This window comes from Brevibacillus sp. RS1.1 (assembly GCF_013284365.1).
Lineage (GTDB): Bacteria > Bacillota > Bacilli > Brevibacillales > Brevibacillaceae > Brevibacillus > Brevibacillus brevis_D.
The window spans coordinates 53,471-77,223 of sequence record NZ_JABSVA010000006.1 but is presented as its reverse complement, the minus strand read 5'-3'; the positions used below and the strand labels follow the sequence as shown (position 1 = coordinate 77,223).

25 protein-coding genes and 1 riboswitch are annotated in these 23,753 nt (G+C 48.4%); of the genes, 7 read left to right on the top strand and 18 right to left on the bottom strand.

Going from position 1 to position 23,753, the window contains the following annotated elements:
• Positions 1–49: 49 nt before the first annotated feature.
• From purF to purC, 5 genes are read right to left on the bottom strand one after another with little or no spacing between them, the layout of a single operon-like run.
• Positions 50–1,468, bottom strand: coding sequence for an amidophosphoribosyltransferase (purF, locus tag HP570_RS19830; RefSeq protein WP_173626858.1), 1,419 nt, complete (start codon positions 1,466–1,468; stop codon positions 50–52).
• Positions 1,453–3,696 carry a phosphoribosylformylglycinamidine synthase subunit PurL gene (gene purL, locus HP570_RS19825; RefSeq protein WP_173626857.1) on the bottom strand — a complete coding sequence of 748 codons (2,244 nt, stop codon included), beginning with the start codon at positions 3,694–3,696 and terminating at the stop codon, positions 1,453–1,455. The genes purF and purL overlap by 16 nt, the downstream gene beginning before the upstream one ends.
• Positions 3,677–4,369 carry a phosphoribosylformylglycinamidine synthase subunit PurQ gene (gene purQ / locus HP570_RS19820; protein WP_172141848.1) on the bottom strand — a complete coding sequence of 231 codons (693 nt, stop codon included), beginning with the start codon at positions 4,367–4,369 and terminating at the stop codon, positions 3,677–3,679. Before purQ ends, purL begins: the two co-directional genes overlap by 20 nt.
• Positions 4,370–4,373: 4 nt before the next feature.
• Entirely contained in the window at positions 4,374–4,622 is a 249-nt protein-coding gene (purS, locus tag HP570_RS19815) for a phosphoribosylformylglycinamidine synthase subunit PurS (protein ID WP_007717324.1), read from the bottom strand.
• Positions 4,615–5,334: a phosphoribosylaminoimidazolesuccinocarboxamide synthase gene (gene purC / locus HP570_RS19810; RefSeq protein ID WP_012684340.1), complete on the bottom strand. Its 720-nt coding sequence runs from the start codon at positions 5,332–5,334 to the stop codon at positions 4,615–4,617. The genes purS and purC overlap by 8 nt, the downstream gene beginning before the upstream one ends.
• 362 nt (positions 5,335–5,696) lie before the next feature.
• On the opposite strand from purC, the gene tnpB reads away from it, so the two are divergent.
• The 4 genes from tnpB to HP570_RS19790 all read left to right on the top strand — a co-directional run bounded on the left by tnpB (position 5,697) and on the right by HP570_RS19790 (position 10,361).
• A complete protein-coding gene (gene tnpB, locus HP570_RS19805) occupies positions 5,697–6,821 on the top strand; it encodes an IS200/IS605 family element RNA-guided endonuclease TnpB (protein WP_173626856.1) in 1,125 nt (374 codons plus the stop codon).
• 152 nt (positions 6,822–6,973) lie between these two features.
• Positions 6,974–8,173, top strand: a complete 1,200-nt coding sequence (locus tag HP570_RS19800) for an iron-containing alcohol dehydrogenase (protein WP_173626855.1) — start codon at positions 6,974–6,976, stop codon at positions 8,171–8,173.
• A gap of 95 nt (positions 8,174–8,268) precedes the next feature.
• The gene (locus HP570_RS19795) at positions 8,269–9,384 is read left to right on the top strand and encodes an aminopeptidase (RefSeq protein ID WP_012684337.1); all 1,116 of its coding nucleotides are present in this window, start codon (positions 8,269–8,271) and stop codon (positions 9,382–9,384) included.
• Positions 9,385–9,608: 224 nt separating this feature from the next.
• A riboswitch (cyclic di-AMP (ydaO/yuaA leader) is annotated at positions 9,609–9,766 on the top strand.
• Positions 9,767–9,773: 7 nt separating this feature from the next.
• Positions 9,774–10,361 carry a CAP domain-containing protein gene (locus HP570_RS19790; RefSeq protein ID WP_173626854.1) on the top strand — a complete coding sequence of 196 codons (588 nt, stop codon included), beginning with the start codon at positions 9,774–9,776 and terminating at the stop codon, positions 10,359–10,361.
• A gap of 125 nt (positions 10,362–10,486) precedes the next feature.
• Here the strand turns inward: HP570_RS19790 and HP570_RS19785 are convergent, their stop codons facing one another.
• The 6 genes from HP570_RS19785 to HP570_RS19760 form a co-directional block, all read right to left on the bottom strand.
• The gene (locus HP570_RS19785) at positions 10,487–11,134 is read right to left on the bottom strand and encodes a hypothetical protein (RefSeq protein ID WP_173626853.1); all 648 of its coding nucleotides are present in this window, start codon (positions 11,132–11,134) and stop codon (positions 10,487–10,489) included.
• 124 nt (positions 11,135–11,258) lie between these two features.
• A complete protein-coding gene (locus tag HP570_RS19780) occupies positions 11,259–12,350 on the bottom strand; it encodes a sensor histidine kinase (RefSeq protein ID WP_173626852.1) in 1,092 nt (363 codons plus the stop codon).
• Positions 12,351–12,391: 41 nt separating this feature from the next.
• Complete coding sequence (gene vanT / locus HP570_RS19775; RefSeq protein ID WP_173626851.1) at positions 12,392–14,113, bottom strand: serine racemase VanT catalytic subunit; 1,722 nt, start codon at positions 14,111–14,113, stop codon at positions 12,392–12,394.
• On the bottom strand, positions 14,100–14,897 hold the full coding sequence (locus HP570_RS19770; RefSeq protein ID WP_173626850.1) for a M15 family metallopeptidase: 798 nt from the start codon (positions 14,895–14,897) through the stop codon (positions 14,100–14,102). Before HP570_RS19770 ends, vanT begins: the two co-directional genes overlap by 14 nt.
• Before the next feature lie 3 nt (positions 14,898–14,900).
• Positions 14,901–15,953, bottom strand: a complete 1,053-nt coding sequence (gene vanG, locus HP570_RS19765) for a D-alanine--D-serine ligase VanG (protein ID WP_173626849.1) — start codon at positions 15,951–15,953, stop codon at positions 14,901–14,903.
• A 21-nt stretch (positions 15,954–15,974) separates the two neighbouring features.
• Positions 15,975–16,835: a M15 family metallopeptidase gene (locus tag HP570_RS19760; protein WP_173626848.1), complete on the bottom strand. Its 861-nt coding sequence runs from the start codon at positions 16,833–16,835 to the stop codon at positions 15,975–15,977.
• Between the two features lie 144 nt (positions 16,836–16,979).
• Here HP570_RS19760 and HP570_RS19755 point away from each other — a divergent pair, with 144 nt between their 5' ends.
• Positions 16,980–17,927: a helix-turn-helix transcriptional regulator gene (locus tag HP570_RS19755; RefSeq protein ID WP_173626847.1), complete on the top strand. Its 948-nt coding sequence runs from the start codon at positions 16,980–16,982 to the stop codon at positions 17,925–17,927.
• Positions 17,928–17,991: 64 nt separating this feature from the next.
• The gene (locus HP570_RS19750; RefSeq protein WP_173626846.1) at positions 17,992–18,513 is read left to right on the top strand and encodes a DinB family protein; all 522 of its coding nucleotides are present in this window, start codon (positions 17,992–17,994) and stop codon (positions 18,511–18,513) included.
• Here HP570_RS19750 and HP570_RS19745 read toward each other — a convergent pair.
• Positions 18,510–19,286 (bottom strand): DUF169 domain-containing protein, encoded by a 777-nt coding sequence (locus HP570_RS19745; protein ID WP_173626845.1) that lies wholly within the window; start codon positions 19,284–19,286, stop codon positions 18,510–18,512. The genes HP570_RS19750 and HP570_RS19745 overlap by 4 nt on opposite strands.
• Before the next feature lie 205 nt (positions 19,287–19,491).
• Here HP570_RS19745 and HP570_RS19740 point away from each other — a divergent pair, with 205 nt between their 5' ends.
• The gene (locus HP570_RS19740; protein ID WP_173626844.1) at positions 19,492–20,052 is read left to right on the top strand and encodes a putative periplasmic lipoprotein; all 561 of its coding nucleotides are present in this window, start codon (positions 19,492–19,494) and stop codon (positions 20,050–20,052) included.
• A gap of 62 nt (positions 20,053–20,114) precedes the next feature.
• Here the strand turns inward: HP570_RS19740 and HP570_RS19735 are convergent, their stop codons facing one another.
• The 6 genes from HP570_RS19735 to HP570_RS19710 are packed head-to-tail and all read right to left on the bottom strand — an operon-like array spanning position 20,115 to position 23,751.
• Positions 20,115–21,428, bottom strand: coding sequence for a VWA domain-containing protein (locus HP570_RS19735; protein WP_173626843.1), 1,314 nt, complete (start codon positions 21,426–21,428; stop codon positions 20,115–20,117).
• A 35-nt stretch (positions 21,429–21,463) separates the two neighbouring features.
• Positions 21,464–21,664: a hypothetical protein gene (locus HP570_RS19730; RefSeq protein WP_016740298.1), complete on the bottom strand. Its 201-nt coding sequence runs from the start codon at positions 21,662–21,664 to the stop codon at positions 21,464–21,466.
• Between the two features lie 32 nt (positions 21,665–21,696).
• A complete protein-coding gene (locus HP570_RS19725; RefSeq protein WP_231850549.1) occupies positions 21,697–21,897 on the bottom strand; it encodes a hypothetical protein in 201 nt (66 codons plus the stop codon).
• A 26-nt stretch (positions 21,898–21,923) separates the two neighbouring features.
• Complete coding sequence (locus HP570_RS19720) at positions 21,924–22,592, bottom strand: Tad domain-containing protein (RefSeq protein WP_173626841.1); 669 nt, start codon at positions 22,590–22,592, stop codon at positions 21,924–21,926.
• Positions 22,593–22,994, bottom strand: coding sequence for a TadE/TadG family type IV pilus assembly protein (locus HP570_RS19715; protein ID WP_173626840.1), 402 nt, complete (start codon positions 22,992–22,994; stop codon positions 22,593–22,595).
• Positions 22,995–23,028: 34 nt separating this feature from the next.
• Entirely contained in the window at positions 23,029–23,751 is a 723-nt protein-coding gene (locus HP570_RS19710) for a hypothetical protein (RefSeq protein ID WP_173626839.1), read from the bottom strand.
• Between the last annotated feature and the right edge of the window lie 2 nt (positions 23,752–23,753).

Sequence of the window (23,753 nt, the reverse complement as noted above, 5' to 3'; positions counted from 1 at the left end):
CCCCCTAGCAAGAGGTGCTTGTATTAGCGGTTGTTCATAAGTAGCACGGTTAGCATTTGAGCGCAGGTAGCGCTTCTTCGAACTCAATCTCTGTCGGATATTCTCCGTTAAAGCATGCGAGGCAGTGTCCTCTATTAGGAGCCGAATCGGTGCGGCCAATTGCATCGATCATTCCTTCAATAGACAAGAACGACAGCGAATCAGCCTCAATGATTTGACGAATTTCCTCAACGGATTTGGTTGACGCAATCAGTTCCTCACGCGACGAGGTGTCTATGCCGTAAAAGCAAGAATTCATAACAGGCGGAGAGCTGATGCGCACATGCACTTCTTTGGCGCCAGCCTCACGCAGCATGCGGACGATCCGATTACTCGTCGTACCACGAACAATGGAGTCGTCAATCATCACGACGCGTTTGCCTTCCACTACTTTGCGAACCGCAGACAGCTTGAGATAGACAGCGCGCTCACGCAGCTCCTGACTCGGCTGAATGAAGGTACGTCCGACATAGCGGTTTTTGATCAAGCCGATTTCGTACGGAATTCCAGTCGCTTCCGCAAATCCGATAGCAGCAGAGATACTCGAATCCGGTACACCTGTGACGACATCAGCATCAATCGCGGATTCCAATGCTAGCTGCTTACCCAGACGTTTGCGCGCCATATGGACGTTGATTCCGTCGATGTCACTGTCTGGTCGGGCAAAATAAATGTATTCAAACGTACAAATCGAACGCTGTGTCGTTTCGGTATGCTTGCTTTCGGTAATGCCATTCTTGTCGATGACGATCAACTCGCCCGGTTGCACGTCACGCCAGTACTGCGCGCCAATGATATCGAACGCACAAGTCTCGGACGCGACAGTGATCGCATCTCCGAGACGTCCCAGTGACAGCGGACGCAAGCCATTCGGATCGAGGGCGATCACGAGCTGTTTTTCGTTCATGACGAGAAGCGCATACGCTCCCTTGATGTATTGCAGGGCGTCCTTTACCGCTCCTGGCAAATCCTTGCACTCAGAGCGGGCGATCAGGTGTGCGATCACCTCAGTGTCGCTGGTCGTCTGAAAAATGGAGCCCTTTGCTTCCAGTTCTTTTCTAAGCACAGCGGCATTTACGAGATTCCCGTTGTGGGCAACTGCCATGCTGCCTTGTGCATAGCGGAAAAAGAGCGGTTGGGCGTTTTCAATCTTACTCGAACCAGCAGTCGTATAACGGGTATGACCAATTGCGATATGACCACTGAACTTCTCCAGATCGCCCTTGCCAAAAGCCTCTGACACGAGGCCCATTCCGCGGTGCTTATACCACTTCTCGCCGTCGGAGGCGCAGATACCTGCGCTCTCCTGACCGCGATGCTGAAGGGCGTGCAGACCCAGATAGGTCAATTGGGATGCTTCTTTGTGGTTGTAGATGCCAAAAACGCCGCATTCTTCATTCAATTTGTCCCAGATTAACCGATCAAACATGGAATCGCATCCTTCCAGGCTGCTTTCACCTCTTGAGTCGAAGCGTTGATCGCTTCTGTACCGTTCACGTTCACTACCAGACGATCGCCGCCGACCGTACCGATGTTTTCAGCAGGTACGCCAAGTTCACCTGCCAATGCGAGAATCGCCGCCGCTTGCTCCCCAGAAGCACTGAGCAAGATGCGAGATTGAGATTCACTGAACAAGAGCGCATCAGTACGCAGCTCAGACGTAAGAGTCACCTGCGCACCGACGCCTTTGCCGAAGCAAGATTCAGCCAGAGCGACACCGAGACCACCTTCGGACAGATCGTGTGCGGAGTTCACCAGACCTTGGCGAATCGCTGTGAGAACCAGCTTTTGTACGGCCGCTTCCTTAGTCAGATCGATTTGTGGAGGACGTCCGGAAATGCTGCCCGTAGCCATCTTTTGATACTCACTACCGCCCAGCTCAGCAAAGGTCTCGCCCAACAAGATGATCGCGTCGCCTTCGTTTTTGAAATCCTGGGTCGTAATATGGTCAACATCAGTGATCAAGCCGACCATTCCCACCGTTGGGGTTGGATAGATCGCGTCACCGCTGCGTTCATTGTAAAAAGATACGTTTCCGCCGATGACCGGAGCATCGAGTGCTACGCACGCTTCGCTCATGCCCTCGCACGACTTTTCAAATTGCCAGAACACCTCAGGCTTTTCCGGACTTCCGAAGTTCAGGCAGTCCGTAATCGCCAGCGGCTCTGCACCGGAGCAGACGACGTTGCGCGCAGATTCTGCAACCGCAATGGCACCGCCCACTTTTGGATCGAGGTACACATAGCGACCGTTGCAGTCTGTACTCATAGCAAGGGCCTTGCGAGTACCGCGCACCATGACAACAGCAGCGTCAGAACCAGGCTTTACAGCTGTGTTTGCACGCACGATGTGATCGTATTGCTCATATACCCACGCTTTATTCGCCACTGTTGGCTGAGCCAGCAAGCTTTTCAGCGTACCATTCAGTTCTTTCGGTTCTTGGATGGCTGCCAACACATCTACATTCGCGTTTGCTTCGTAGTAAGCAGGCACCGCAGATGGACGATGGTACACAGGCGCGTCGTCAGCCAAGCTGTCTACTGGCACCTCTGCTACTACCTCACCTTGGTGCAACAAGCGCAGCTTGCTGTCTTCGGTTACTTTGCCCACGACAGCGGACGCCAAACCCCATTTGTCAAAAATCGCAATCGCTTCTGCCTCTTTGCCTTTTTCCACGACGACGAGCATACGCTCCTGAGACTCAGACAGCATCATTTCATATGCAGACATGCCAGCTTCGCGCTGTGGCACGAGGTCCAGATTCATTTCGATTCCGTTCCCTGCCTTGGATGCCATCTCGGAGCTGGAGCTCGTCAAGCCAGCCGCCCCCATGTCCTGAATCCCGACGACGATACCCGTGTCGATCAGCTCCAGGCACGCTTCCAGCAGGAGCTTTTCCATGAATGGATCGCCGACTTGTACGGCCGGGCGTTTTTTCTCCGACTCTTCTGTGAGCTCCTCGGATGCAAAGGTCGCCCCGTGAATACCGTCGCGCCCCGTGCTTGCACCAACGTAGATAACAGGGTTGCCGATACCGGACGCTACCCCTTTTTGAATCTTTTCGTGGTCGATCAAGCCGACACACATGGCGTTGACAAGCGGATTGCCTTCATACGTAGGGTCGAAATTCACTTCGCCACCCACAGTCGGAATCCCGATGCAGTTCCCGTAGCCTGCGATACCAGCTACTACATTTTCAAACAAATATTTGACGCGTGGAGACTTGAGCTCCCCGAATCGAAGCGAATTGAGCAGTGCAATCGGACGTGCGCCCATCGAGAATACGTCACGGATGATACCGCCCACGCCAGTCGCAGCCCCTTGATAAGGCTCGATCGCTGATGGGTGGTTATGGCTTTCGATTTTGAAAACAACCGCCTGATTGTCTCCGATGTCGACAATACCCGCACCTTCCCCAGGTCCTTGCAAAACGCGAGGTCCTTTTGTCGGGAAACGACGCAGGACAGGCTTGGAGTTTTTGTAGGAGCAGTGCTCCGACCACATAACGCTGTACAGACCTGTCTCCGTCCAGTTCGGCTTGCGGCCGAGAATTTCTACGACACGCTGATATTCTTCGTCAGTCAGACCGATTTCTTTGTACAGTTTTTGATCGGCAATTTGTTCGGCTGTCGGTTCTTTATGCGTGAGTTGTGACACTGTTCTGCTCCCTCCAAGTCTTCAGGATCGAGGTAAACATGCGGCGTCCGTCATCGGAAGTCATCCAAGAGTGGACGGCACGCTCCGGGTGAGGCATCATGCCAAGTACGTTTCCACGTTCGTTGCAAATGCCCGCGATGTCTTCCAGAGAACCATTCGGATTCTCGCCATGATAGCGGAAAACGATCTGTTTGTTCGCTTTTAGCTTCGCCAGCGTTTCCTCATCACAGTAGTAGTTTCCTTCGCCATGCGCGATCGGAATTTGGATGACTTCCCCTGCCGCGAAATCACGGGTAAAGGAGGTATCGTTGTTTTCCACACGCAATTCGGATAGCTTGCAACGGAATTTCAGTGAACGGTTACGCAAGAGTGCTCCTGGCAACAGTCCAACTTCGGTCAGAATCTGGAAGCCATTGCAGATTCCCATGATCAGCTTGCCTTCTTCTGCTGCCTTCACCACTTGCTCCATGACGGGTGAAAAACGAGCGACCGCACCACAGCGCAGATAATCTCCATAAGAGAATCCGCCTGGCAAGAGAATCGCATCATATTTAGAAAGATCCGTATCGGAATGCCATACGTAATCCACAGGCACTCCCATTACGTCTTCAACTGCGTTAAACAAATCAACGTCGGCGTTCGAGCCTGGAAAGACGATAACGGCTACTCGCATATCCTTAGCCCTCCACGATATCAAAGCGATAGTCTTCTACCACCGTATTGGCCAACAGCTTTTCGCACATTTCACGTACACGCTCTTCGGCTTGCGCACGGTCAGAAGTGTTCAATTCCAGCTCCATGTACTTCCCGATGCGTGCATTGTTTACTTCATCAAAACCCAAGGTGTGCAGAGCACCTTTTACAGCGTGTCCTTGCGGGTCCAAAACACTCTCGCGCAATGTTACATAAACAACAGCTTTAAACATGTACGTCTCCTCCTAGTCTCGTAAGCATTTCTTTGTAAGCTTCCTCCACATTACCCAAATCGCGGCGGAAGCGGTCTTTGTCGAGCTTTTCATTCGTTACTGAATCCCAGAAACGGCATGTATCCGGGGATATTTCATCGGCGAGGAGAATCTCCCCGTCCGCTGTTTTTCCGAATTCCAGTTTGAAATCGACCAAGGTAATGTTGCGCTCGCGCAGGTAAGGCACGAGGACCTCGTTTACAGCAAGACCCATGCGCTCCAATGTCGCCTGGTCACTCTCGCTTGCAATCCCCAACACTTTGATATGGGAGGCATTCACCAATGGATCTCCCAGTGCGTCATCCTTGTAGTAAAACTCGACAACGGGCTGCGGAAGCACTGTTCCTTCTTCCATGCCAAGACGCTTGGCCAATGAGCCTGCTGCGATATTGCGAACGACTACCTCCAAAGGGATAATCTCCACTTTGCGAACAACTTGCTCTGTGGCGGACAGCAGACGGACAAAATGGTTGTCGATGCCCCGCTCCTTCAGCATGGTGAAAAAGATTGCCGTAATGCGGTTGTTCAGCTCACCTTTTCCGGTGATTTGCGCCCGTTTCTCTCCATTAAATGCTGTTGCGTCGTCTTTGTACTCTACCCAGTACTGATCAGGCAAAGATGTCCGATAAATACGTTTCGCCTTACCTTCGTAGAGTTGTTCCTGTTTTTCCACCGTAGGAGTCACCTTCCCAGTCAAAAAGGTTGAGTTTTGGTTAATTCACGAACGTTTCAACTACATTAAAACACAAACATACGCATTTATCAACGAAAAATGCTGGAATAGACTTCGACAAACGTTCGGGATTTACATTATATTTTCACACCTACATTCTTTAACATTCGTTTACATACCCTTCATACTAGCTTTATTATAACAGCCGAGAAGACTCCCACTTCTAAGCCTTGCATAGCTTGGCGAAAGTGGGGGATGAATCGGCGCTACGAAGGAAGGACCTCTGCTTTTTGGTTGTTCCCCAATCTTTCGTAGAACGTACGTTCCTTTTGTGGTAAACTTTTCATGGGAGGAGGTGAATCATGATGCTACGTAAAAAATCGTTTCAGTTTCGCATTTTTCCCAATCATGAACAAGCAGTACTCATCGAGAAAACATTGGGTTGCAGTCGGTTTGTGTTCAATCGATTTCTGGCACGTTGGAACGAAACCTACAAACAAACAGGCAAGGGGTTAACCTACCATTCTTGTTCTGCTCAACTACCGCAGTTAAAAAAGGAACAGCCTTGGCTCCAAGAAGTAGACAGCACAGCCCTTCAATCTTCCCTCGACAACCTCGCAGATGCTTTCTCACGATTTTTCAAGAAACAAAATGATGTCCCACGTTTTAAAAGTAAGAAGAATAGAGTCCAGTCATACACTACGAAACATACGAATGGAAACATCAGAATCGACGGTAATCAAATCAAACTGCCGAAGCTTGGCTGGGTGACATTTGCAAAATCCAGAGAGGTAGAAGGGCGGATTCTAAATGCAACGGTTAGACGGAATCCAAGCGGGAAATATTCTGTTTCGGTGCTTTGTGAGGTACCTTACTCTCCGTATATTCCTGTTGGAAAAGAGAAAACCATTGGTATTGACCTGGGTCTCAAAGATTTTGCTACGTTTTCCACTGTGGAAAAGATCAGGAATCCCAAGTACTTTCTTCTGTATGAAAAGAAACTGAACCAATGGCAAAGGAAACTTTCACATAGGCAAAAAGGCGGGAAGAATTACGAAAAAGCGAGAAGAAAAGTAGCCATCTTGCATGAAAAAGTAGCCAACACCCGAAACGACTTCCTGCATAAACTGTCCACCCGACTGATTCACGAAAACAAAGTGATCTGTTTGGAGGATTTGCAAGTAAACCACCTGATCAAAAATCAAAAGCTGGCCAAAAGTATTGCCGATGCGTCATGGTCCACTTTTCGCGCCATGCTGACATACAAAGCCGAATGGTATGGACGAACACTCTCCTTTGTCGGTAAACAATTTCCTTCCAGCCAACTTTGCTCCACACCAAACTGCGGGAACCGCAGTAAAGATGTCAAGAATCTGAACTTGCGAGAATGGACATGTTCGAACTGCGGGACACAGCATGACCGTGACGAGAATGCCGCGATCAATATTGAGCGAGAAGGACTTCGTTTGTTGTGTCTCACAACTTAACTGTCGGGACGACAGGGATAGCTTGGCGCATTTCACTTCGGTAGAAGTGACTACCCAAGAATCCCCCACCTCCAAGCAGTAGCGTAGGTGGAGGGAGTGTTCAAGATAAACTTGTCAGTGGTATAACCAATACGTGAAAGAAGGAATTTCAGATGTTTCCATTTGAAGTGTCTTTTCCTACCAAAATTTACTTTGGCATAGGCGAACTGGAACGTTTGGGCCAAGAAGCAAAATCATTAGGCCAAAAAGCATTGCTCGTTACAGGCGGCAATGCTGCCAAACGTACAGGACTTTTGGACCGCGCCAAGGCTCTGTTGCAGGAAGCTCAAGTGGCGTATCTTGTTTTTGACAAAATCGAACCGAATCCGCGTACGGCAACGGTTGATGCCGGAGCTGCGCTTGCGCGTGAGCATCAGTGTGACTTCATTCTGGCTATCGGTGGCGGCTCCGTAATGGATGCCTCCAAAGCGATTGCGGCAGCAGCCGTTTCCGGACGCCCGATTTACGATTACATGCGGGGAAATCCGAGCGGTTCTGGTCAATTACTGGTACCCGTTCAGGAAGCACTGCCGATCATGACCGTCCCGACAGTAGCCGCTACTGGTTCGGAAGCAAACCATATCAGCGTCCTGACTCATTGGGACACGCATGAAAAATCTTCGATCAACGGTCCAGCACTTTACCCGAAGATTGCCATTCTCGATCCGTCTGTCACCTTTACCGTTCCGGCTCGCGTCACAGCAGAGTCTTGCGCCGATATCTTTTCCCATCTGTTTGAAAACTATTTGATCAGCGCGGAAGGAACCCACGTTCAGGACGGGATTTCCGAAACACTCATTCGCCTCGTCGTCGAGCACTCCATCACAGCGTTCCAGCAACCAGACAACGCTGAAGCACGATCCACCCTTTTATGGGCGAGCACATTGGGCATCAGTCCCTTCGCTGCTGGCGGTCGCGGTGCTGGCATGCCGTTGCACGGAATTGAACATCCGCTGAGCGGAATCTACGATATGGCTCACGGTCGTGGACTGGCGATCCTGTCCCTTCCTTATTTCGAACAAGTGATATTGCAAGACCGTCCCGAGAGACTAGCCCGTATGGGACGTCATTGTTTTGGCGTTATGGTGGAGAATGAGAGCGAAGCAGCACGAGCAACGATTGATGCCGTTCGCCGTTGGTATGAGCGTATGGGAATCACAGAACGTCTGTCTGACTTCGGTGTGACCAAACAATCACTGGTCCAAATGGCTGAGGAAGCGGTTCGCATCGGCGGACGCGGAATCGGGTATCTGCCTAGCTCACGAAAATTGAATGAATCCGATGTAATCGCGATCTACGAGGCTTGCCTGTAATGGAAGCATCAAACACACTGGCGAGCCTACGCTCAGTTATGTAATAATACAAATTAATCATTAATCAAAATTATTTTACTACGGAGGTTACCACCATGGCAGATCCACGCATTAATGAACTGGCAAGCCGTCTCGTCCGTTACTCACTCCATTTGCAAAAAGGCGAAAAAGTTCTGATCGAAAATACAGGCCTGCAACCTGAACTCGTTCGTGCACTTGTGCGTGAATCATTTGCAGTTGGGGCTCTGCCTTTGGTCACCTTAAAAGACCAGGAAGTCATGCGTGCACTCTATCAAGGCACGAGCGAAGAACATATGGCTCTGATGGCAAAATACGAGTATGACCGGATGAAGGACATGGACGCTTACATCGCCATTCGCGCCTACGACAACATCAACGAGTATGCCGACGTACCGGACGACAAAATGGGCATTTACGCTCGTGTCCTGTATCAACCTGTACATACGAACGAGCGCGTTCCGAACAAACGCTGGGTTGTACTGCGCTACCCAAACAAGTCGATGGCACAGCTGTCCAAAATGAGTCTCGAGAGCTTTGAGGACTTCTACTTCTCCGTCTGCAATCTGGACTACGCGAAAATGTCAGCTGCCATGACTCCGTTGAAAGAGCTGATGGAGCGCACCGATCGCGTACGCATCGTCGGTCCAAAAACGGACCTGCGCTTCTCCATAAAAGGAATCAATGCCATCAAGTGTGACGGTAAACGCAATATCCCGGATGGCGAAGTATACACCGCTCCTGTACGCGATTCCGTGGAAGGAACGATTTTCTACAACGCGGCATCAATCTACAACGGCATTACCTTCAATGATGTTCAGTTCACTTTCAAAGAAGGCAAAATCGTGGAAGCGACCAGCTCCAATACTAAAGCATTGAACGACATCCTCGACACGGACGAGGGCGCACGTTATATCGGAGAATTCGCGATCGGCTTCAACCCGCACATCCTCCACCCGATGCTGGACATCCTGTTTGACGAAAAAATCGCGGGCAGCTTCCACTTCACGCCAGGGAATGCTTACACAGTAGCAGACAACGGCAACCGCTCCTCCGTTCACTGGGACTTGGTCCAAATCCAACGCCCTGAATACGGCGGCGGCGAAATCTGGTTTGACGATGTGCTTATTAGAAAAGATGGGCGCTTTGTGTTGCCAGAGCTGGAAGGCTTGAACCCGGAGAATTTGATTTAAACGAAATGAATGAAAAAAAGGGTTAGGGAATGAGTTCCCTAGCCCCTTTTCTATTGTTCAGAGAAAATAAAGTGTTAGACTGGCCTATTTTACAGGCGACACTGTAAGCGGGATTGGTGAGTGTCGAACTCCACCCTCTCAATAAAACAAGAGATATTCTTATTAATCCTACCAAATTTTACGGGTTTCTTTCACCGGTGAATCTCTGTTATTCTAGGTCATGCCAAACAAAACAGCCGAAACTTCCTCTCGAATGGAAGTGCGGGGGAGCTTTTTTACTTGCAGATGAGAGATCTGCATGGGGTGAATCGCCAAAGTGCGTAGGGTTGTTTCCTCAATCCGAATCCGTCAACTAACCTCGTAGGCCAAAAAAAGGAGACGATGTGAATATGAAACGCCTTGGTACTATTGCAATCGCGACATTGGGATTGGGATTTGTTCTTTCCGGCTTTTCTAACACAGCTTCTGCCGCTACCACATGTCCGCAATACGGGTATCAACCATATATGCAACCTGTCCAACCGCAAATGCAAGCACCTTACGCAGCACCAGCGAATCAACAGCAGCCAGCTCAACAGCCAGTAAAACAAGCTAACCAACAAGTGGATGCTTCCTCTGTTGGGAAGCAAGTAACTGATTTGGTAAACCAAGAGCGTGCAAAAGCAGGTCTGAAGCCAGTGGAACTGGATGCTTCCCTGAACAAAGTTGCACAAGCAAAAGCGGCTGATATGTCCAACAACAACTACTTTGACCATACAAGCCCTACGTATGGCTCTCCATTTGACATGATGAAACAATTCGTTGTATCTTCTAGGACCGCGGGTGAGAACATCGCCATGGGTCAACGCACCGCTGAGGAAGTCATGAACCAATGGATGAACAGTGAAGGACACCGTCAAAACATCATGAATCCTTCCTTCACCAAAATCGGTGTAGGCTTTGTGAATGGATACTGGGTACAAGAATTCATCGGATAATGAATTTAGATATAAATGCCGAGTCCTCTAGCGGGGACCCGGCTTTCTTATTTTTTCCCTGCCTTGTCTGGAGTGGCCCTTGAACATCTATCTCCGTGAAAAGCCAACAGCTAGCTTTATACGCTTTATTCAGATTTACTTCCCATTTCTAGCTCGTTTGTCTTTTCTTCATCCACCGATTCCGCACCTTCTCGAATTTTTTCTACAACTTCTTCAGATTTGAGTTGCTTGTGCGAAGGAAGTTCTAAAAAAGTAGAAGCACGTCGATCGAGCCACAAGCTTTCCTCACCTTCCCTATCAGTTGCAACGAAGATAAACCCACCTGAATAACTAAAGTACGTAATGTTTACATCTTCCCCGAGTGTATTTTTCATGTTCTCGTAAAGGTCAAACAATTCAGGACCAGTTTTTTCACCACCAGCCATGATTGGCTCTGTATCTGTTGCTAAAACTATACCTTTTACTTCATCCCCTTCCATAATGAAGGAAAGTTTTTCATCCGTTGAAGATAGTAGTCCTTGCATATTCGTATCGTTGTATTTACGTATTTTATCCGCTTCTGGTAAAACAGCTCCCTGAATCGAAAAGTTCGACAGGGCTACATTCCTACTCGATTTGCTTAAGGGGTGGTTCTCTTTGTTACGTGCCTGTTCCATCTTTTTATATGCCTGTAGTGCTTCCTTATCCCCTTGGTTAATGGCCCCAGCCCAAGTAGCCAATGATATTCCAGCAACAATTACCGCACCTATCAATGTCCATGTGTATTTATTCATAACTCCCCCAAAGTTAATTCATTTCGATACAGGAATATTATACCAATTTTTCAAATCTCAATGAATTATGCAATAAAAAAATGGAGACATTGAAGCGTCTCCATTTTTTATTTTTGCCATCATTTCATCCATACGGCAGCCTGACCTCAAAACACGTACGAATCAAATCACTTTGGACAGAAATCGTTCCCCGATGCTTCTCGACGATATTTTTTGCAATAAACAAGCCGAGTCCTGTTCCTCCCCCTTGATGCGTTCGCGCTTTGTCGCCTGTAAAAAACATTTCAAAAATATGCGGCAGCGCCTCCTCAGGTATCTGGTCGCCGTAATTCATGATTTGCACAACCACTTCATCGCCCTCACGATAAGCGTTCAAATCGATAAACTGGCCATCTCCCCCGTAGCGTATCGCGTTGGTCAGGATATTCTCAAATACGCGCGCCAAAAGCTCCCCATCTCCCACGATCACTAATTGGGCAGCAACCGTACACCGCGCGACGAGCTCATTTTTCTCAAAGGAAGGATACATCTCCTCATTTAACTGGACAAGCAATTCACTCAAATCAATGGCCTTTTGCTCGATGGTAACCATGCCGTAATTCATTCTCGTAATTTCGAAGAGCTCATCAATCAGCTTTTCCAATCGATGCGATTTGGTAAGAGCAATCGTCGCATAATGCCGCATCTGTTCTTGTGTTATCTGCTCATCTTGCAAAATGAGATCCAGATAACCCAGAACAGATGTCAGTGGTGTACGCAAATCATGCGCCAGATTCAAAACAAGCTGATCCTTGCTGCTTTCGGCGAAATCTCCTCTTTCTACCGCCTTTTGCAGCATTTCGCTTGCTAGATTGATATCCTTGGCGATTTCTGCAAACTCATCATTGGATGGAATATGGACATGCCGTGTAAAGTCTCCACTCGCGAGATAATGAATGCCCGTAGAAATCTCCCGAAAGTAGCCAGCATACCGTTTGGTCAGGAGATAGAAAAACAAGATCGCAATGGGAGCAAAGACAATCAAAAAGAAATTGATATCCCCCATCTCCTTGATGAAATAGCGAACCTGGGTGAGTGGATCTTCGTACTTAACCCCCACCCGATAGTAAAACTGGAGCACTTTATAGAGCAGATAGGTTACGATAGCGGCCAGAAGCATGCCAAACCCAAGAAGCCCAAGCATTTTGAAACGAAAGCTATGTCTCCCCTTCGCCATGGAAAAAATGAACCACTCCTATACTCGTTTTCGTCCAAAGATCACTCATGATAGACTCTTTTAACCCGTTCTCCCAAACGGCTTACCAGCTCGTTCGTAATGGTTTTACACGATTGGGCCATTTCTTCGGCAGTGATCTCCTCCTCTTGATCTCTGCCAATAAAGGTCACAACCTCCCCTCTTTGCACCTCTTCCATATCTGAAATATCTACAATGAGCTGATCCATGCAGACAAAGCCAATAATCGGTCGCCTTTTTCCTCTAATCAAGCAGGTAGCCCCCACTTGTGACAGCATGCGCGGAACCCCATCTGCATATCCGATAGATACGATGGCAATCTTACTGTCCTTCTGCGCTATGTGGGCGCGTCCGTAGCCAACGGGTGCTCCTTTTTCCACCTGTTTCACCTGCACAACTCTTGCTTTTAGTGATAGCACAGGTCGTAGGTTGACGTTTGTTTTTACCTTGTCTCCCTGCTTGCTCAACATCCCGTAGAGAGCGATCCCCACTCGAGCATAATCGTATTGCAGCTCCCCGTAATTCAGCACGCCGTAACTGCTTTGGACGTGCAGCTTCTGTGGATCGATCCCCTTTTCTTTCAGCTGATCGATCACGTTTTGGAAACGGTCGATTTGATTTTTCGTGTATGCGATATCCGAAGCTTCCAAACTGTCAGCCACACTCAAATGCGTAAAGGTACCGCATACCTGCAAATGCTTATATCGATACATGGACGCGATTTTTTCCGTGTATTCCCAAGACTCCCCGAGTCTCCCCATCCCCGTGTCGATCTTGATATGAACAGGGATTTTCACGTTGTAGCCATTCAGTGTTTGGGCATATTCGTCATCTACTACGGTTTGTGTCAGTTTGAAACGGGCGATCTGGCGTATCCGACGCTCATCGGTATAGCCAAGCACCAGAATCTCCCCTTTTACGCCCTTCTCCCTTAACTCGATTCCTTCATCGATTGTGGCCACGGCGAAGTGATCAATCCCAAGCTTGTTTAAGAACCTCGCGATTTGCCATCCGCCGTGACCATATGCCTGCGCCTTGACGACTGCCATCATCGCACAATCCTTGGGGAGAACCTGCTGGATTTCCCTGACATTATGTTGGAGATGCGGGAGATGGATATCAGCCCATGCTCGCTCGATTTGATCCGGTTTCCCACCTCGAAAGCGCTGGATCGCCTTCATCGCCAGCACTGAAAGAACAAACGACAGTACTGTGACCAGCGTAAAATGCACCAAGCCAAAGTAGCTGTCTCCCAATAGCCCGATGCCATACAGCAGCAAAGTCACCCAAAACGTATTCCATATCGATAGTCTCGTATATAAAAAAGTACTGATACACACTCCCAGCATGATGCCAGGGAAATACCACAGATGATACAAGGTCCCGTTAAACAAGAGGTCTTTCACTGCTGTAAATACAGTAAATCCATCCGTAAAATCCTCATACACATTCACAGGAAGATAGAGAAGGATCGAAAGCAAATATAGCTTTCCTACTTTCCATAAAAACTGCTTTAGCATAGACGCATTTCTGTTGCGATCTGAGCCAAGCTTTTGCATGAAGAAAAATCCTGTGCACATAAAGAAAAACGGAACTGCCACCCTGGCTATTGTTTGTCTCAGTGTGAAGTCCGCCCATTCACTTATGGATAGCAGTGGAAAAGTATGGATGGCGATAACAAGAATCGCTGCAATGATTCCGAATCGATCCAGCCCGCCATACTGATTTTCACTACCCACGTTCATTACGTGCCTCCTGATGAAATACCGTAATGATAAATCCATCCACGTTGTTGCCCGATATTTCGTAGCGCTCACCAGCCACAACCGGGATGTGCGTAACTGTATCGGTAGCTTTTACATAGTAGATTTCCATGTTCTCCTCATCTACTCGCAAATGCTCCTGATGGAATTGGTAGTTTTTCACATACTCGATATACTCTTCCAGACAAAGCTGAAGCTTTTCCATCAACACAGCATGCGGATAGCCCACATACCGAAAATGCCAGGGCTCATCCGAAATCCCTGTTAGCTGTTCTTTGTCTTTGTCGTAGCGTTTGATAAACCCATATTGACTAGCACGCTGTCGAAACATTCGGCATACGCCGTGATCGGGAAAAGAAGGGCAAATAAAATCGATTACTTCCTTTTTCTCCCCTACATCTATCGCAAGCCCTGTCTGATGCTCGCTTTCATTCGGACGCGCTACAAATTTACTGGTAAACACCTGTCCATTTTCGAGCAAGGATTGATCATAAATATCCGTTTGTTCCGCCTTACTGCGAAAACCACTGACAGGCACGATTGAATGCTCTGCGTTGCAGGCTTTCAGCAGCTCGGCAAACATCTTTGCAGCCGTGTTTTCCAGCATCATATTGTTGTGCGCTCCATCAATCAGCCGCATGCGGTTCAGCAGGATACCTTCGTCTGTTTGCCAGCGGATCGGATACTGGCGATTCACCAAGATCAGATGACCGTGATGCAGATTGTCGCTGTTCAACGTAACCGTAAAGACGTGAGGTTGTGTCATCGGTTAGTCCTCCTCCAACGCTAGCATAATCAACGTATCAAGAAGCTCCTTATAGGAAATCCCCGCAGCACGCAGCATGCTTGGATACCTGCTCTTCGAGGTAAAGCCGGGGATCGTATTCACTTCGTTAAACACGATATCCCCGTCTGGTGTGACAAACGTATCCACGCGAGCGAAGCCACGACAGCCAAAAACCTGATAAAGATGGGTCGCTGTTTGCTTGATTTTATGAGCGAGCTCTTCGTCTATTCTTGCTGGGACATGGATATGGGCAGTCTCCAATGAATACTTTTCAGTATAATCGAAGAAGCCTTGGAGCAATTCGATCTCATCCACTTCCCCCACAATGACCTCACGATTTCCCAGTACCGCGCAGCCCACCTCAAATCCTGCGATGTTTTCTTCAATGACTACCTTGTCATCATGCTGGAGGGCGTTTTCTATCCCGAAGAACAATTCTGATAGGCTGTATGCTTTCGTAATCCCAATGGAGGACCCTGCCTTTGCCGGTTTGACATACAAAGGAAATCCCAGTGGTTCGGTGGCAGCTTGAACAGTTGCAAGATCCGTATTTGGATAAACGGTAACGGATCTTGGCGTTTTGATACCGGAGCTTTCCGCCAACGTGTGGGCGATATCCTTATCCATACAAATCGCAGAGGATAGCGTGTGACAACCGACAAAAGGAATTCCGGCGAGCTCCAACAGCCCTTGCACCGTTCCATCCTCTCCGTTTTTGCCATGCAAAATCGGGAATACCACATCAACCTTCGTGACCGTCATGGCACCGTTCTCCTGTGTAACAATTCCCCGCACCTGTCTGCAAGGAGAGAGAAAGGCTGGCACACACTTCTCACTTTGATGCCAACTGTCATTCCGAATGCTTTCGATGTTGCCGGTATATCGTAGCCATTGCCCTTCCCTCGTAATTCCTAGCAAAATCACCTCGTACTTTTCCAGACACAAGCTCTCCAGCACCGAACTCGTAGATTTTAGCGATACTTCATACTCAGAGGAACATCCCCCAAACAAAATTGCGACAGTCAATTTCTTCATTAGATAAACTCCCCCTTTTCTTTAGTTCACGTAGCTTGTTACAATCACGCCGCCTATGTTGTCACCCGAAATCTCGTAGTTGCTCGAAATCGGTACTTTGATCATCATCTCTTCATCGACAGGGTAGTAGTTAATTTCGTAGATCTTCCCATCGTTTGTCACGGAGATACTTCTTTTGTTTTTTAGATAGTCCAAGTATTCTTCCAGCGAAAAGTTATTCTCCTTCATGATCGCGCTATGCGGCAAGCCGACATATCGGAAATGCCAAGGCTCAAATACCGTTCCTGTAATGGCTACCTTATCTTTCGGGTAGCGCAAAATAAAACCGTATTTCCACGAATGATCTTCCAGCCACTTGCCTTCAGGGGCGTGCTCCATTTTCATTTGCGTCGATCCAATATCCAGCGCGGAACCTACATTGTGTTCGCTATAACCGCTTGGCATCGCGATCGCTGGCCCCATTTCTTCATACAGCTTCTCTTGTTCTTCCTTACCTCGATAACCGCTGTTCAGGATAAAGTGACTCACGTTATCTTGTTGTGCAGCTTTGACCATCTCCAAGAATACTTTGGCTACACGCTCCGACACTTCGAGTCTATGATCGAGCAAAGTATAGCCTTGTAACAGTTCTTCATGCTCAGACAACCGAATCACATCGTTTTTTACCCCTGCCTCATGAACCGGATAGTCTTTATTGACCAAGAGAAGGTCTCCCTGATAAATTTGATCTTTTGTTATTTGTATCGATTGGTACTCCACACCTGTAGCCTCGCTCACTGTTTCCATATGTCCTCCAACATTAGGTGGGCCTTCTGTTATTTTTCGGAAAACGATATATCCAAACAGCGATAAAATGACAAGCCAAAAAACCCTCTTTTTCATTCACAGCTTCCTCCTTCACTTACACATCTAGGATAGGGAAAACTGTTAAAATAAAAAGTAGGGTAAATCTAAAATAATTTTAAAGATGTCCAATCATTTTTATAAAGTTGCTTAGCTGGATAGAGAGGAGGTCAGTAGCCTAGTATGAACAAAACAGACCGTCTGTTGGCAATCGTTCTGGAATTGCAGCGAAAAGGTACGTTGCGCGCAGAAGATTTGGCCGCGACTTTCGAGACGAGCGTCCGGACGATTTATCGTGATATGCAGGCATTGAGCGAAGCAGGCGTCCCCATCGTTGGGGCACCGGGTCAGGGCTACTCGTTAATGGAAGGGTATTTTCTTCCACCCGTCAGCTTTTCGGTAGAAGAAGCCGTTGCACTTTTGATCGGAGCAGACTTGGTCGAGCAAGCATTTGACCAAAACTTTGGAAATAGTGCAAGAGCCGTGCAACGCAAAGTAGAAGCGATCCTGTCTGCGGATGTAGGCGAACAAGCCAGACGTATCCGTTCAACCTTTCGCCTCGTAAGCCCCGAAGCAAACAATCTGCGCGAACAGGAAAAAGCGCATGCGCAGCTCCTCCACGATGCGATCATTAGTGAGCGGAAGGTGCGGTTCCGCTATCGGAGGGGCACGCCTGGGGAGGGGGACGATCGTGAAACAGTTCGTGATGTTGCTCCATATGGTCTCGTGCTGGTTCGTGGTTCTTGGACACTGCTCGCTCATTGCGATCTGCGACAGGATATTCGTCGATTCCGCCTGTCCCGCATGAGCGGCCTGATCGTTTTGGAAGAGCGCTTTATCCTCCCTGACGATTTCCATTTTGCTGATTACAAGCCTCTCGACGATCGGTACTTGGAGGTGCAGATCGTCATCAGCCCAACTATCGCTGATCGGGTAAAAGAATCGGGCAATTTTTTTATCGAAGAGATTACGGAGCATCCGGACGGCTTTCTCGTTAGATTGCGCGTCAGACAAATCGAAGAAATATTGTCTTGGGTACTTGGGTTAGGGGCAGATGCGGTTGTTCTTACGCCTGAATCCTTGCGTAGCCGAATACGGGAAGAAGCCCAAAAATTATTCGAACGCTACTGACATACTGCTGTCAGTAGCGTTCGAATATGATAAGAGCAAGAAACCAAGAGGAGCTGATTCGCCCATGAATACAAAAGAAATCGTAAACAAATTTGAAGACGTGACAAACCACTATCTGCATGAATTAGAGGGCTTCACCATGGAACAACTCTTGCAAAAGCCAAGTGAAGAGGAATGGTCGATCGGTCAAATGTACCTTCACTTGATCCAATCTGCCCGGTATTTTCATCTGGGAAATGTCGAGAAGTGTAGACAAGGAGGTCCTGCTGTCACAGAAGCAGGTGCCCAAAAATCCGAGATCGGCCAGACGATATTTGCTCAAGGTTCCTTTCTTCCCGTTCGCGTGAAAGTCCCTGCCTCTCCTGAGTACACACCTGCACAACCAGAAAGCAAGGAGCAATTGCATGATGGACTCATCAGCGTGCTCGCACTAATGAAAGAGCTGGAACCAACTCTGGACGAAATTCCTGTGCATCACACGGTGGCTCACCCAGCCTTCGGTTCGCTTACCGCAAAGGAATGGTTTGCTGTGGTAGAAATGCACTATCGCCATCACCTGCTCCAGCTCAACCGACTGAAGGGCTAGTTTTTTTCTCCAAACATCCCCGCAAGCTTTTGATAGGTCGGCGGAAACTCTGCTTGATAGCGCAAGAAGGACGGGATCGGATAACGGATTCCGCCTTTTTGCGTTCCCACTAATCCCTCCACCAGCTCGGCGGCATCGCGAAAATGAAAGCTGAAGGCCATCTCATGATCTTGTGTCTGGGCAAACAATCTATCACCATAACACGGTACGATCACTTGCGGCTGTCCCGTCTGGATCGGCTTGATCGCGATGTCCGCACAGTCGGCCCGGCTAGAAAAGGTAGAAGGAATCGATCCACCGCGCTTGTACAGCATCCCCGCCACCAATCGCATGACCTGTGCCGCATTGCCGTAAATCACGACGACATCTGGCTCAATCTGTGCCCGCTCCAGCGGAAACGATACGTAGTAGCCGCTTTCTTCTGCTGAAAATTTCGGGACATCCAGCTCGCTTTTCGCCCCATTTTCCAATGAATCTGTATACATCCCACAGGCGAGATGACCCTCTGTATAAAACGCCGGCTGCTCTTCATACCCAAAAGCCACCTGCGCGATCGGACAGGACAGATCGGCTCCATTCATCGCGATACTCCAGCCATAACGCCGGGAAAAACCGACAGCTTGGCAAATAGTAATCGGATAACCCAGATCACGGACAGGTCGCTTTGCCTTTGACGGCAGGGTGGCTTCTTCTTTTTGGATGCTAACTCCCACAGGAAAGGTCTCGGTCCTCACATACATTTGAAGTGCTTGATTCAGCTCGATGGCGTTCATTCCATTCTCCCCCTCGTTTTTCACATTCACCGCTTATACTCGGAATCTTTCGTCTTTTTCACCCAAAGTCCTGTCACTCCCTGCATTTTTTCCAAGCTTACAACATCGTAAGGTAATGGAAAGGTTTATCGATAGGGAGTCGAAACGATCCCTGTTAGGATAAAAGAAGACACACGTATTACTTGGGATGGCTGGAGGGTTCACAATGAAAAAGTTGGCATGGCTGGGCACGGTGCTTCTCGTCTTTCTGTTAATGGGATGCTCCTCCAGCTCACCAGATACAGTGCAAGGGCTCGGAAAAGAAGAAGCGGGGCAGATCGCTGCCGCCGCTGTTAGACAATATTACCAGGTGGATGTTGATACGACTGATCGGGAAATCACGCTGGAGGACCCAGCAAATTCGGTATACAGAGGTGTACCTGTTCACGCCATACTAAAGCGCGAGCCTGTGAACGGCGATGTCCATGGCTTTCACGCGATCATCGAACCGAGGTCAAAGCAAATCCTTTCCCTGTCGATTGACGTTATTGGAATAAACGGAGAAATAGCGACAAAAACGATGACAGAAGCAGATTTGGAAAAGACGGCATCTGATTTCATCCGCTCGAAAAACCTGCTTGTGGCAAACAGCTTCCAATTGGTGAAAGCTTCTGACGCTCATTCCAATGACGCCAAGCGTTACTTTTATTACACAGATGGCCTAAATGACGTGGCAATCGGAGTGGACCCAGGCCTGAAACAGGTCGTTACGTTCACGTATGATTGACGCACCCTAAACCTTACCCTTTCCATTTACAGTGGGTTCTCCGTTGCGAGAACCCATTGCTGTTAGTTTCCGCTGTATTTATCCTCAATTTCCTCTCTCATTTCCTGATAGGTCTCGGTTGTGAGACTCACCAAGTAATTGGTAAGCTCCTCCTTGGACTGTGTAGCCAACGCTTCTCTTTCTTGCCTTTTCCCAGTAAGGTACTCCCTCGCCTCATTGCCAATCTTGCCGCTCGCAGATAAATACTCGATCGCCATTCCGATGTTCAGGCTCTCCCGCCAGTTTTTCTCGTACCAATCCCGATCGTAAGCATCCACCCATTTCTTGCGGTCGATCAAGACAGCGTCAGCCTCTGTCAAAGCATCCCGTTTCCACTGCTCCCACTTCTGGGCAATTTCTTTTGCACGTTCCAGCTCTTGCTTGAACTGCTCACGGTTCGTCACATTTGCATACAGACCTTCTGACGCGTGGGCAATCTCTTTCAATTGCTTCTGCCCTTCTGCATTCACGTCAAAGCCGATGACGTTCAACAACGGCATTATTTTGGATTGGGACAATTCCTTGGCTACTGCCACTGGATTTCCATCACAAGTCTCGATACCATCACTGACCAGGTAGATGACATTCGTGTTTTTATCCGCTTCGAATCCCGCCAAATCCTCCTGGGCGAGACGCAAGGAGTGCGCAATGGATGTCCAGCCCGTCGGCTCAAACATGTCGAGTGCTTGCTCAAGTCTCTTCGCATCGTAGGCTTGCAATGGATAGACCATCTCACTACTGCCACAGGAAAGCTGCTTATGTTCATCAGCATTGCTCCCCTTATGACCATACACGCGCAACGAGATTCTCGCCTCTTCAGGCAGTGCTTCCGCGAATTCCTGGATCGCTTCCTTGGCGAGCTGCATTTTCGTTTTGTCCCCAATTTTCCCGGCCATGCTGCCGCTCGCATCCAGAATGATTTCTACGTTGAAATTTTCCCGAAACTGAAAACGGGCGTCCTCGATATCTGGACTCCCATACGAAGCCATTCTCCAGCGGTCCACAACCATCTGGGGACTGAGGTAATCCTCCGCGAACAGGGTGAGCAGTTGATTCCAGTACAAATCCAAGTAAGCATCATTCATCCCGTCGACCACGGTAGGCATTTTATCCAAAATCTGTATGATCTCCGTTCGATACGGATAAGCTGCGTGGAAAAATTGTGTGCCAGCAAGCGGTCCAGGCTGTGAAGCAATCAATTCCTGTGTCGTCTGCGGTCCTTGATTTTGCCCAATCCCTGTACCCGCTCCGATTGCGCCCAGTGAACAGCCGGTAAGCAGAAGCATGATCAAGATACTGTTGAACAAGAGCGACATCCGCATTTTTGTGTTACGCATTCGGTCATATCCTCCTTGCCTTGTTGCCTTGCTGATTAGATCGCCGCGTTTTTCTTTCGGATGAACGCCAGATGATTTCTTTTGATAAAAGGCATACCGATCGCGAGGATGAGCAGCTGCAACGGGAACTCTTCTCGATAAAATGAGCCGATGATCGTAGCTGGTACGATCAATGCGTAGAAGTAAATCATCATGTATCGCCAAAAGCGCTGCCAGCTTCGTTCCTGTCTGGACATGGCTTACACCTTCCTTCTCGTTCACTTGATCATCACCGACTCATTTCTTTTCGACGCAAATGTTCCATGCCAGCCTGTTCAATATACGGAAGGGCAAACATAAAAAAGAGCAGCGCATACGGGAGTTTTTCCCCCAACGCCATGAACAGACAGGACATCGGCAGGAAAACGCCGTAGATGATCACCGTCACTACATTCCAGAATCGCTGCATTTTTTGTAGCTTGCTTGTCATGCCATTTCCTCCAATGCTCGCCGTTCCTACATAGGGATACGCAGATTCGCCCATCCGCTTACTTCATCAATAAAACCGATCCGTCTGCTTTCCCCTGTCTGGTAGATTTGCTCGGAATAGGCAGGAATGAAGTCAAAGCCCATCGATTCCGATTCGTACTTTACAGAAGTTGTTACTTCAATCCGATTGTCACTGTTGAACAATTGGACGGACGAGCCACTGAGCGTTGCATTGTTGTCTGATAGCACTTTGGCAACCACCCCAGTAATTTTTGCTGTTGCCGTTTGCAAGCCAGCGTAGACATAAGTCTGCAACTCAACATTGCTTGGCAATTCGTTGCTCAATACCAAGTCAATCGCGCCATATTCAATTTCACTTTGAGACCAATCGGCGTGCGATGCTCTCATCTGGCTCTTGGCAGCTCCTAGTTTGAGCGTGAGATAATTTTGGTCATAATACCGCTGGGGTGACGCATCATGTATTTCAATAGCCCACTCCATCTCTTCATAAATATCCTTCACCGCCGCAATACTCGCCTGCTGCGCACTGTTCGACGCCTGCTCCTTGTCTACAAAAACGGTCGAAAAGTTGAAAAGCGCAACAAACACCAGCATGAACATAAACCAGTAAATCGTCAGGGTGAAGATCGTCATATTTCCACGCTCATTTTGCAAGTGACGCAGTATACGTATCATCTAGTTCATCACCCTGCTCTTCATTTCCCGATCAAAAGAGATATATCGGTCTTCCTTTTTGATAGAAAGCCAGTCAGGAAGAAACCCCAGCTCCATCTGCACGCCGACCTTGGCAGTAAAATATCCGCTGCCATCCCATGTGATACCGCCTCCATTGTAGGAGATGTAGCCTCCAGCAGCATCCACCACGTTCTTCGCAGCTTGCATGGCTTCACCCGAGTTCCCCGTTATGGCGTACACCTTCGCCGCCTCATTTGCCGCCGACTGAGAGATAATTACACCGTAGACGCCCACAAGAAACTGCCAGCAAATCAGCATGATCAGAAAGACGAACGGCAGTATGGCGATAAACTCTATGGTGACCGAGCCCTTTTCATTGGAAACGATCTTCTTCAGGCGCATTCTTCGCTCATCTCCTCTCGAACTTATTTGCAAGCTACCTTTCATCGAGCAGCAATCCCCCTGCCACAGTTGCTTCCGCTCTTGCCGCCTCGTCCTTCCATTTATTGACGTACATCATGAACATGACCGCAAAAAACGGAAGAACAATCACATTGAGCAACAACTCAATAAACATAACCGCCCCGAAGGTCGCCGTAATAGACGTAACAAGGAACAAGCCCGCCATACTGATTAGCCATTCCACCACGCTCACCAGTAGCAACAGGCCAAAGATTTGGAAAAAATGCTTTTTGCCCATTTCCATGGCAGCTCGCCAAGAGCGCCATGCCGATTGTTTTTTCAGCACCACAAAAAACGGCGTCAAATAGAACAAGACCATCAGAATCAACCCAGGTATCATGAACATCATCATTCCTATAGAGACAAGAAAGCTAAACACGACCCCAAATACGAATACGGAAAAGCTGTGTTCAAAAAAAGTCCGAAATGCCTTACGAATCGGACGCTCATCGCCGTCCAGATCACTTTGAACATACTGGGCAAAAGGAATCTGGAGGATCAGCAAAAACAGAAGCAGTAAAAACAGATTGAAAAAGCTTGCGACGAATTTGGCGCCCGTGATCGCCGCAATCAAATTCAGGTAGTTCAGCGTAAAATTGTGGATGATAAAAAATGGAACCACGAGCACAGCGGACAAGAGTAGCAAAGATTCGATGTTCCGTGCATAAAAACGAATGCTTTCTTTGAAGGGATGCATAT

What these genes read in the sequence shown, in the direction of transcription:
- purF (WP_173626858.1), bottom strand. Translation starts at nt 1,468, where the DNA reads ATGTTTGATCGGTTAATCTGGGACAAATTGAATGAAGAATGCGGCGTT.
- purQ (WP_172141848.1), bottom strand. Translation starts at nt 4,369, where the DNA reads ATGCGAGTAGCCGTTATCGTCTTTCCAGGCTCGAACGCCGACGTTGAT.
- purS (WP_007717324.1), bottom strand. Translation starts at nt 4,622, where the DNA reads ATGTTTAAAGCTGTTGTTTATGTAACATTGCGCGAGAGTGTTTTGGAC.
- tnpB (WP_173626856.1), top strand. Translation starts at nt 5,697, where the DNA reads ATGATGCTACGTAAAAAATCGTTTCAGTTTCGCATTTTTCCCAATCAT.
- HP570_RS19800 (WP_173626855.1), top strand. Translation starts at nt 6,974, where the DNA reads ATGTTTCCATTTGAAGTGTCTTTTCCTACCAAAATTTACTTTGGCATA.
- HP570_RS19795 (WP_012684337.1), top strand. Translation starts at nt 8,269, where the DNA reads ATGGCAGATCCACGCATTAATGAACTGGCAAGCCGTCTCGTCCGTTAC.
- HP570_RS19790 (WP_173626854.1), top strand. Translation starts at nt 9,774, where the DNA reads ATGAAACGCCTTGGTACTATTGCAATCGCGACATTGGGATTGGGATTT.
- HP570_RS19785 (WP_173626853.1), bottom strand. Translation starts at nt 11,134, where the DNA reads ATGAATAAATACACATGGACATTGATAGGTGCGGTAATTGTTGCTGGA.
- HP570_RS19780 (WP_173626852.1), bottom strand. Translation starts at nt 12,350, where the DNA reads ATGGCGAAGGGGAGACATAGCTTTCGTTTCAAAATGCTTGGGCTTCTT.
- vanT (WP_173626851.1), bottom strand. Translation starts at nt 14,113, where the DNA reads ATGAACGTGGGTAGTGAAAATCAGTATGGCGGGCTGGATCGATTCGGA.
- HP570_RS19770 (WP_173626850.1), bottom strand. Translation starts at nt 14,897, where the DNA reads ATGACACAACCTCACGTCTTTACGGTTACGTTGAACAGCGACAATCTG.
- vanG (WP_173626849.1), bottom strand. Translation starts at nt 15,953, where the DNA reads ATGAAGAAATTGACTGTCGCAATTTTGTTTGGGGGATGTTCCTCTGAG.
- HP570_RS19760 (WP_173626848.1), bottom strand. Translation starts at nt 16,835, where the DNA reads ATGAAAAAGAGGGTTTTTTGGCTTGTCATTTTATCGCTGTTTGGATAT.
- HP570_RS19755 (WP_173626847.1), top strand. Translation starts at nt 16,980, where the DNA reads ATGAACAAAACAGACCGTCTGTTGGCAATCGTTCTGGAATTGCAGCGA.
- HP570_RS19750 (WP_173626846.1), top strand. Translation starts at nt 17,992, where the DNA reads ATGAATACAAAAGAAATCGTAAACAAATTTGAAGACGTGACAAACCAC.
- HP570_RS19745 (WP_173626845.1), bottom strand. Translation starts at nt 19,286, where the DNA reads ATGAACGCCATCGAGCTGAATCAAGCACTTCAAATGTATGTGAGGACC.
- HP570_RS19740 (WP_173626844.1), top strand. Translation starts at nt 19,492, where the DNA reads ATGAAAAAGTTGGCATGGCTGGGCACGGTGCTTCTCGTCTTTCTGTTA.
- HP570_RS19735 (WP_173626843.1), bottom strand. Translation starts at nt 21,428, where the DNA reads ATGCGTAACACAAAAATGCGGATGTCGCTCTTGTTCAACAGTATCTTG.
- HP570_RS19730 (WP_016740298.1), bottom strand. Translation starts at nt 21,664, where the DNA reads ATGTCCAGACAGGAACGAAGCTGGCAGCGCTTTTGGCGATACATGATG.
- HP570_RS19725 (WP_231850549.1), bottom strand. Translation starts at nt 21,897, where the DNA reads ATGACAAGCAAGCTACAAAAAATGCAGCGATTCTGGAATGTAGTGACG.
- HP570_RS19720 (WP_173626841.1), bottom strand. Translation starts at nt 22,592, where the DNA reads ATGATACGTATACTGCGTCACTTGCAAAATGAGCGTGGAAATATGACG.
- HP570_RS19715 (WP_173626840.1), bottom strand. Translation starts at nt 22,994, where the DNA reads ATGCGCCTGAAGAAGATCGTTTCCAATGAAAAGGGCTCGGTCACCATA.
- HP570_RS19710 (WP_173626839.1), bottom strand. Translation starts at nt 23,751, where the DNA reads ATGCATCCCTTCAAAGAAAGCATTCGTTTTTATGCACGGAACATCGAA.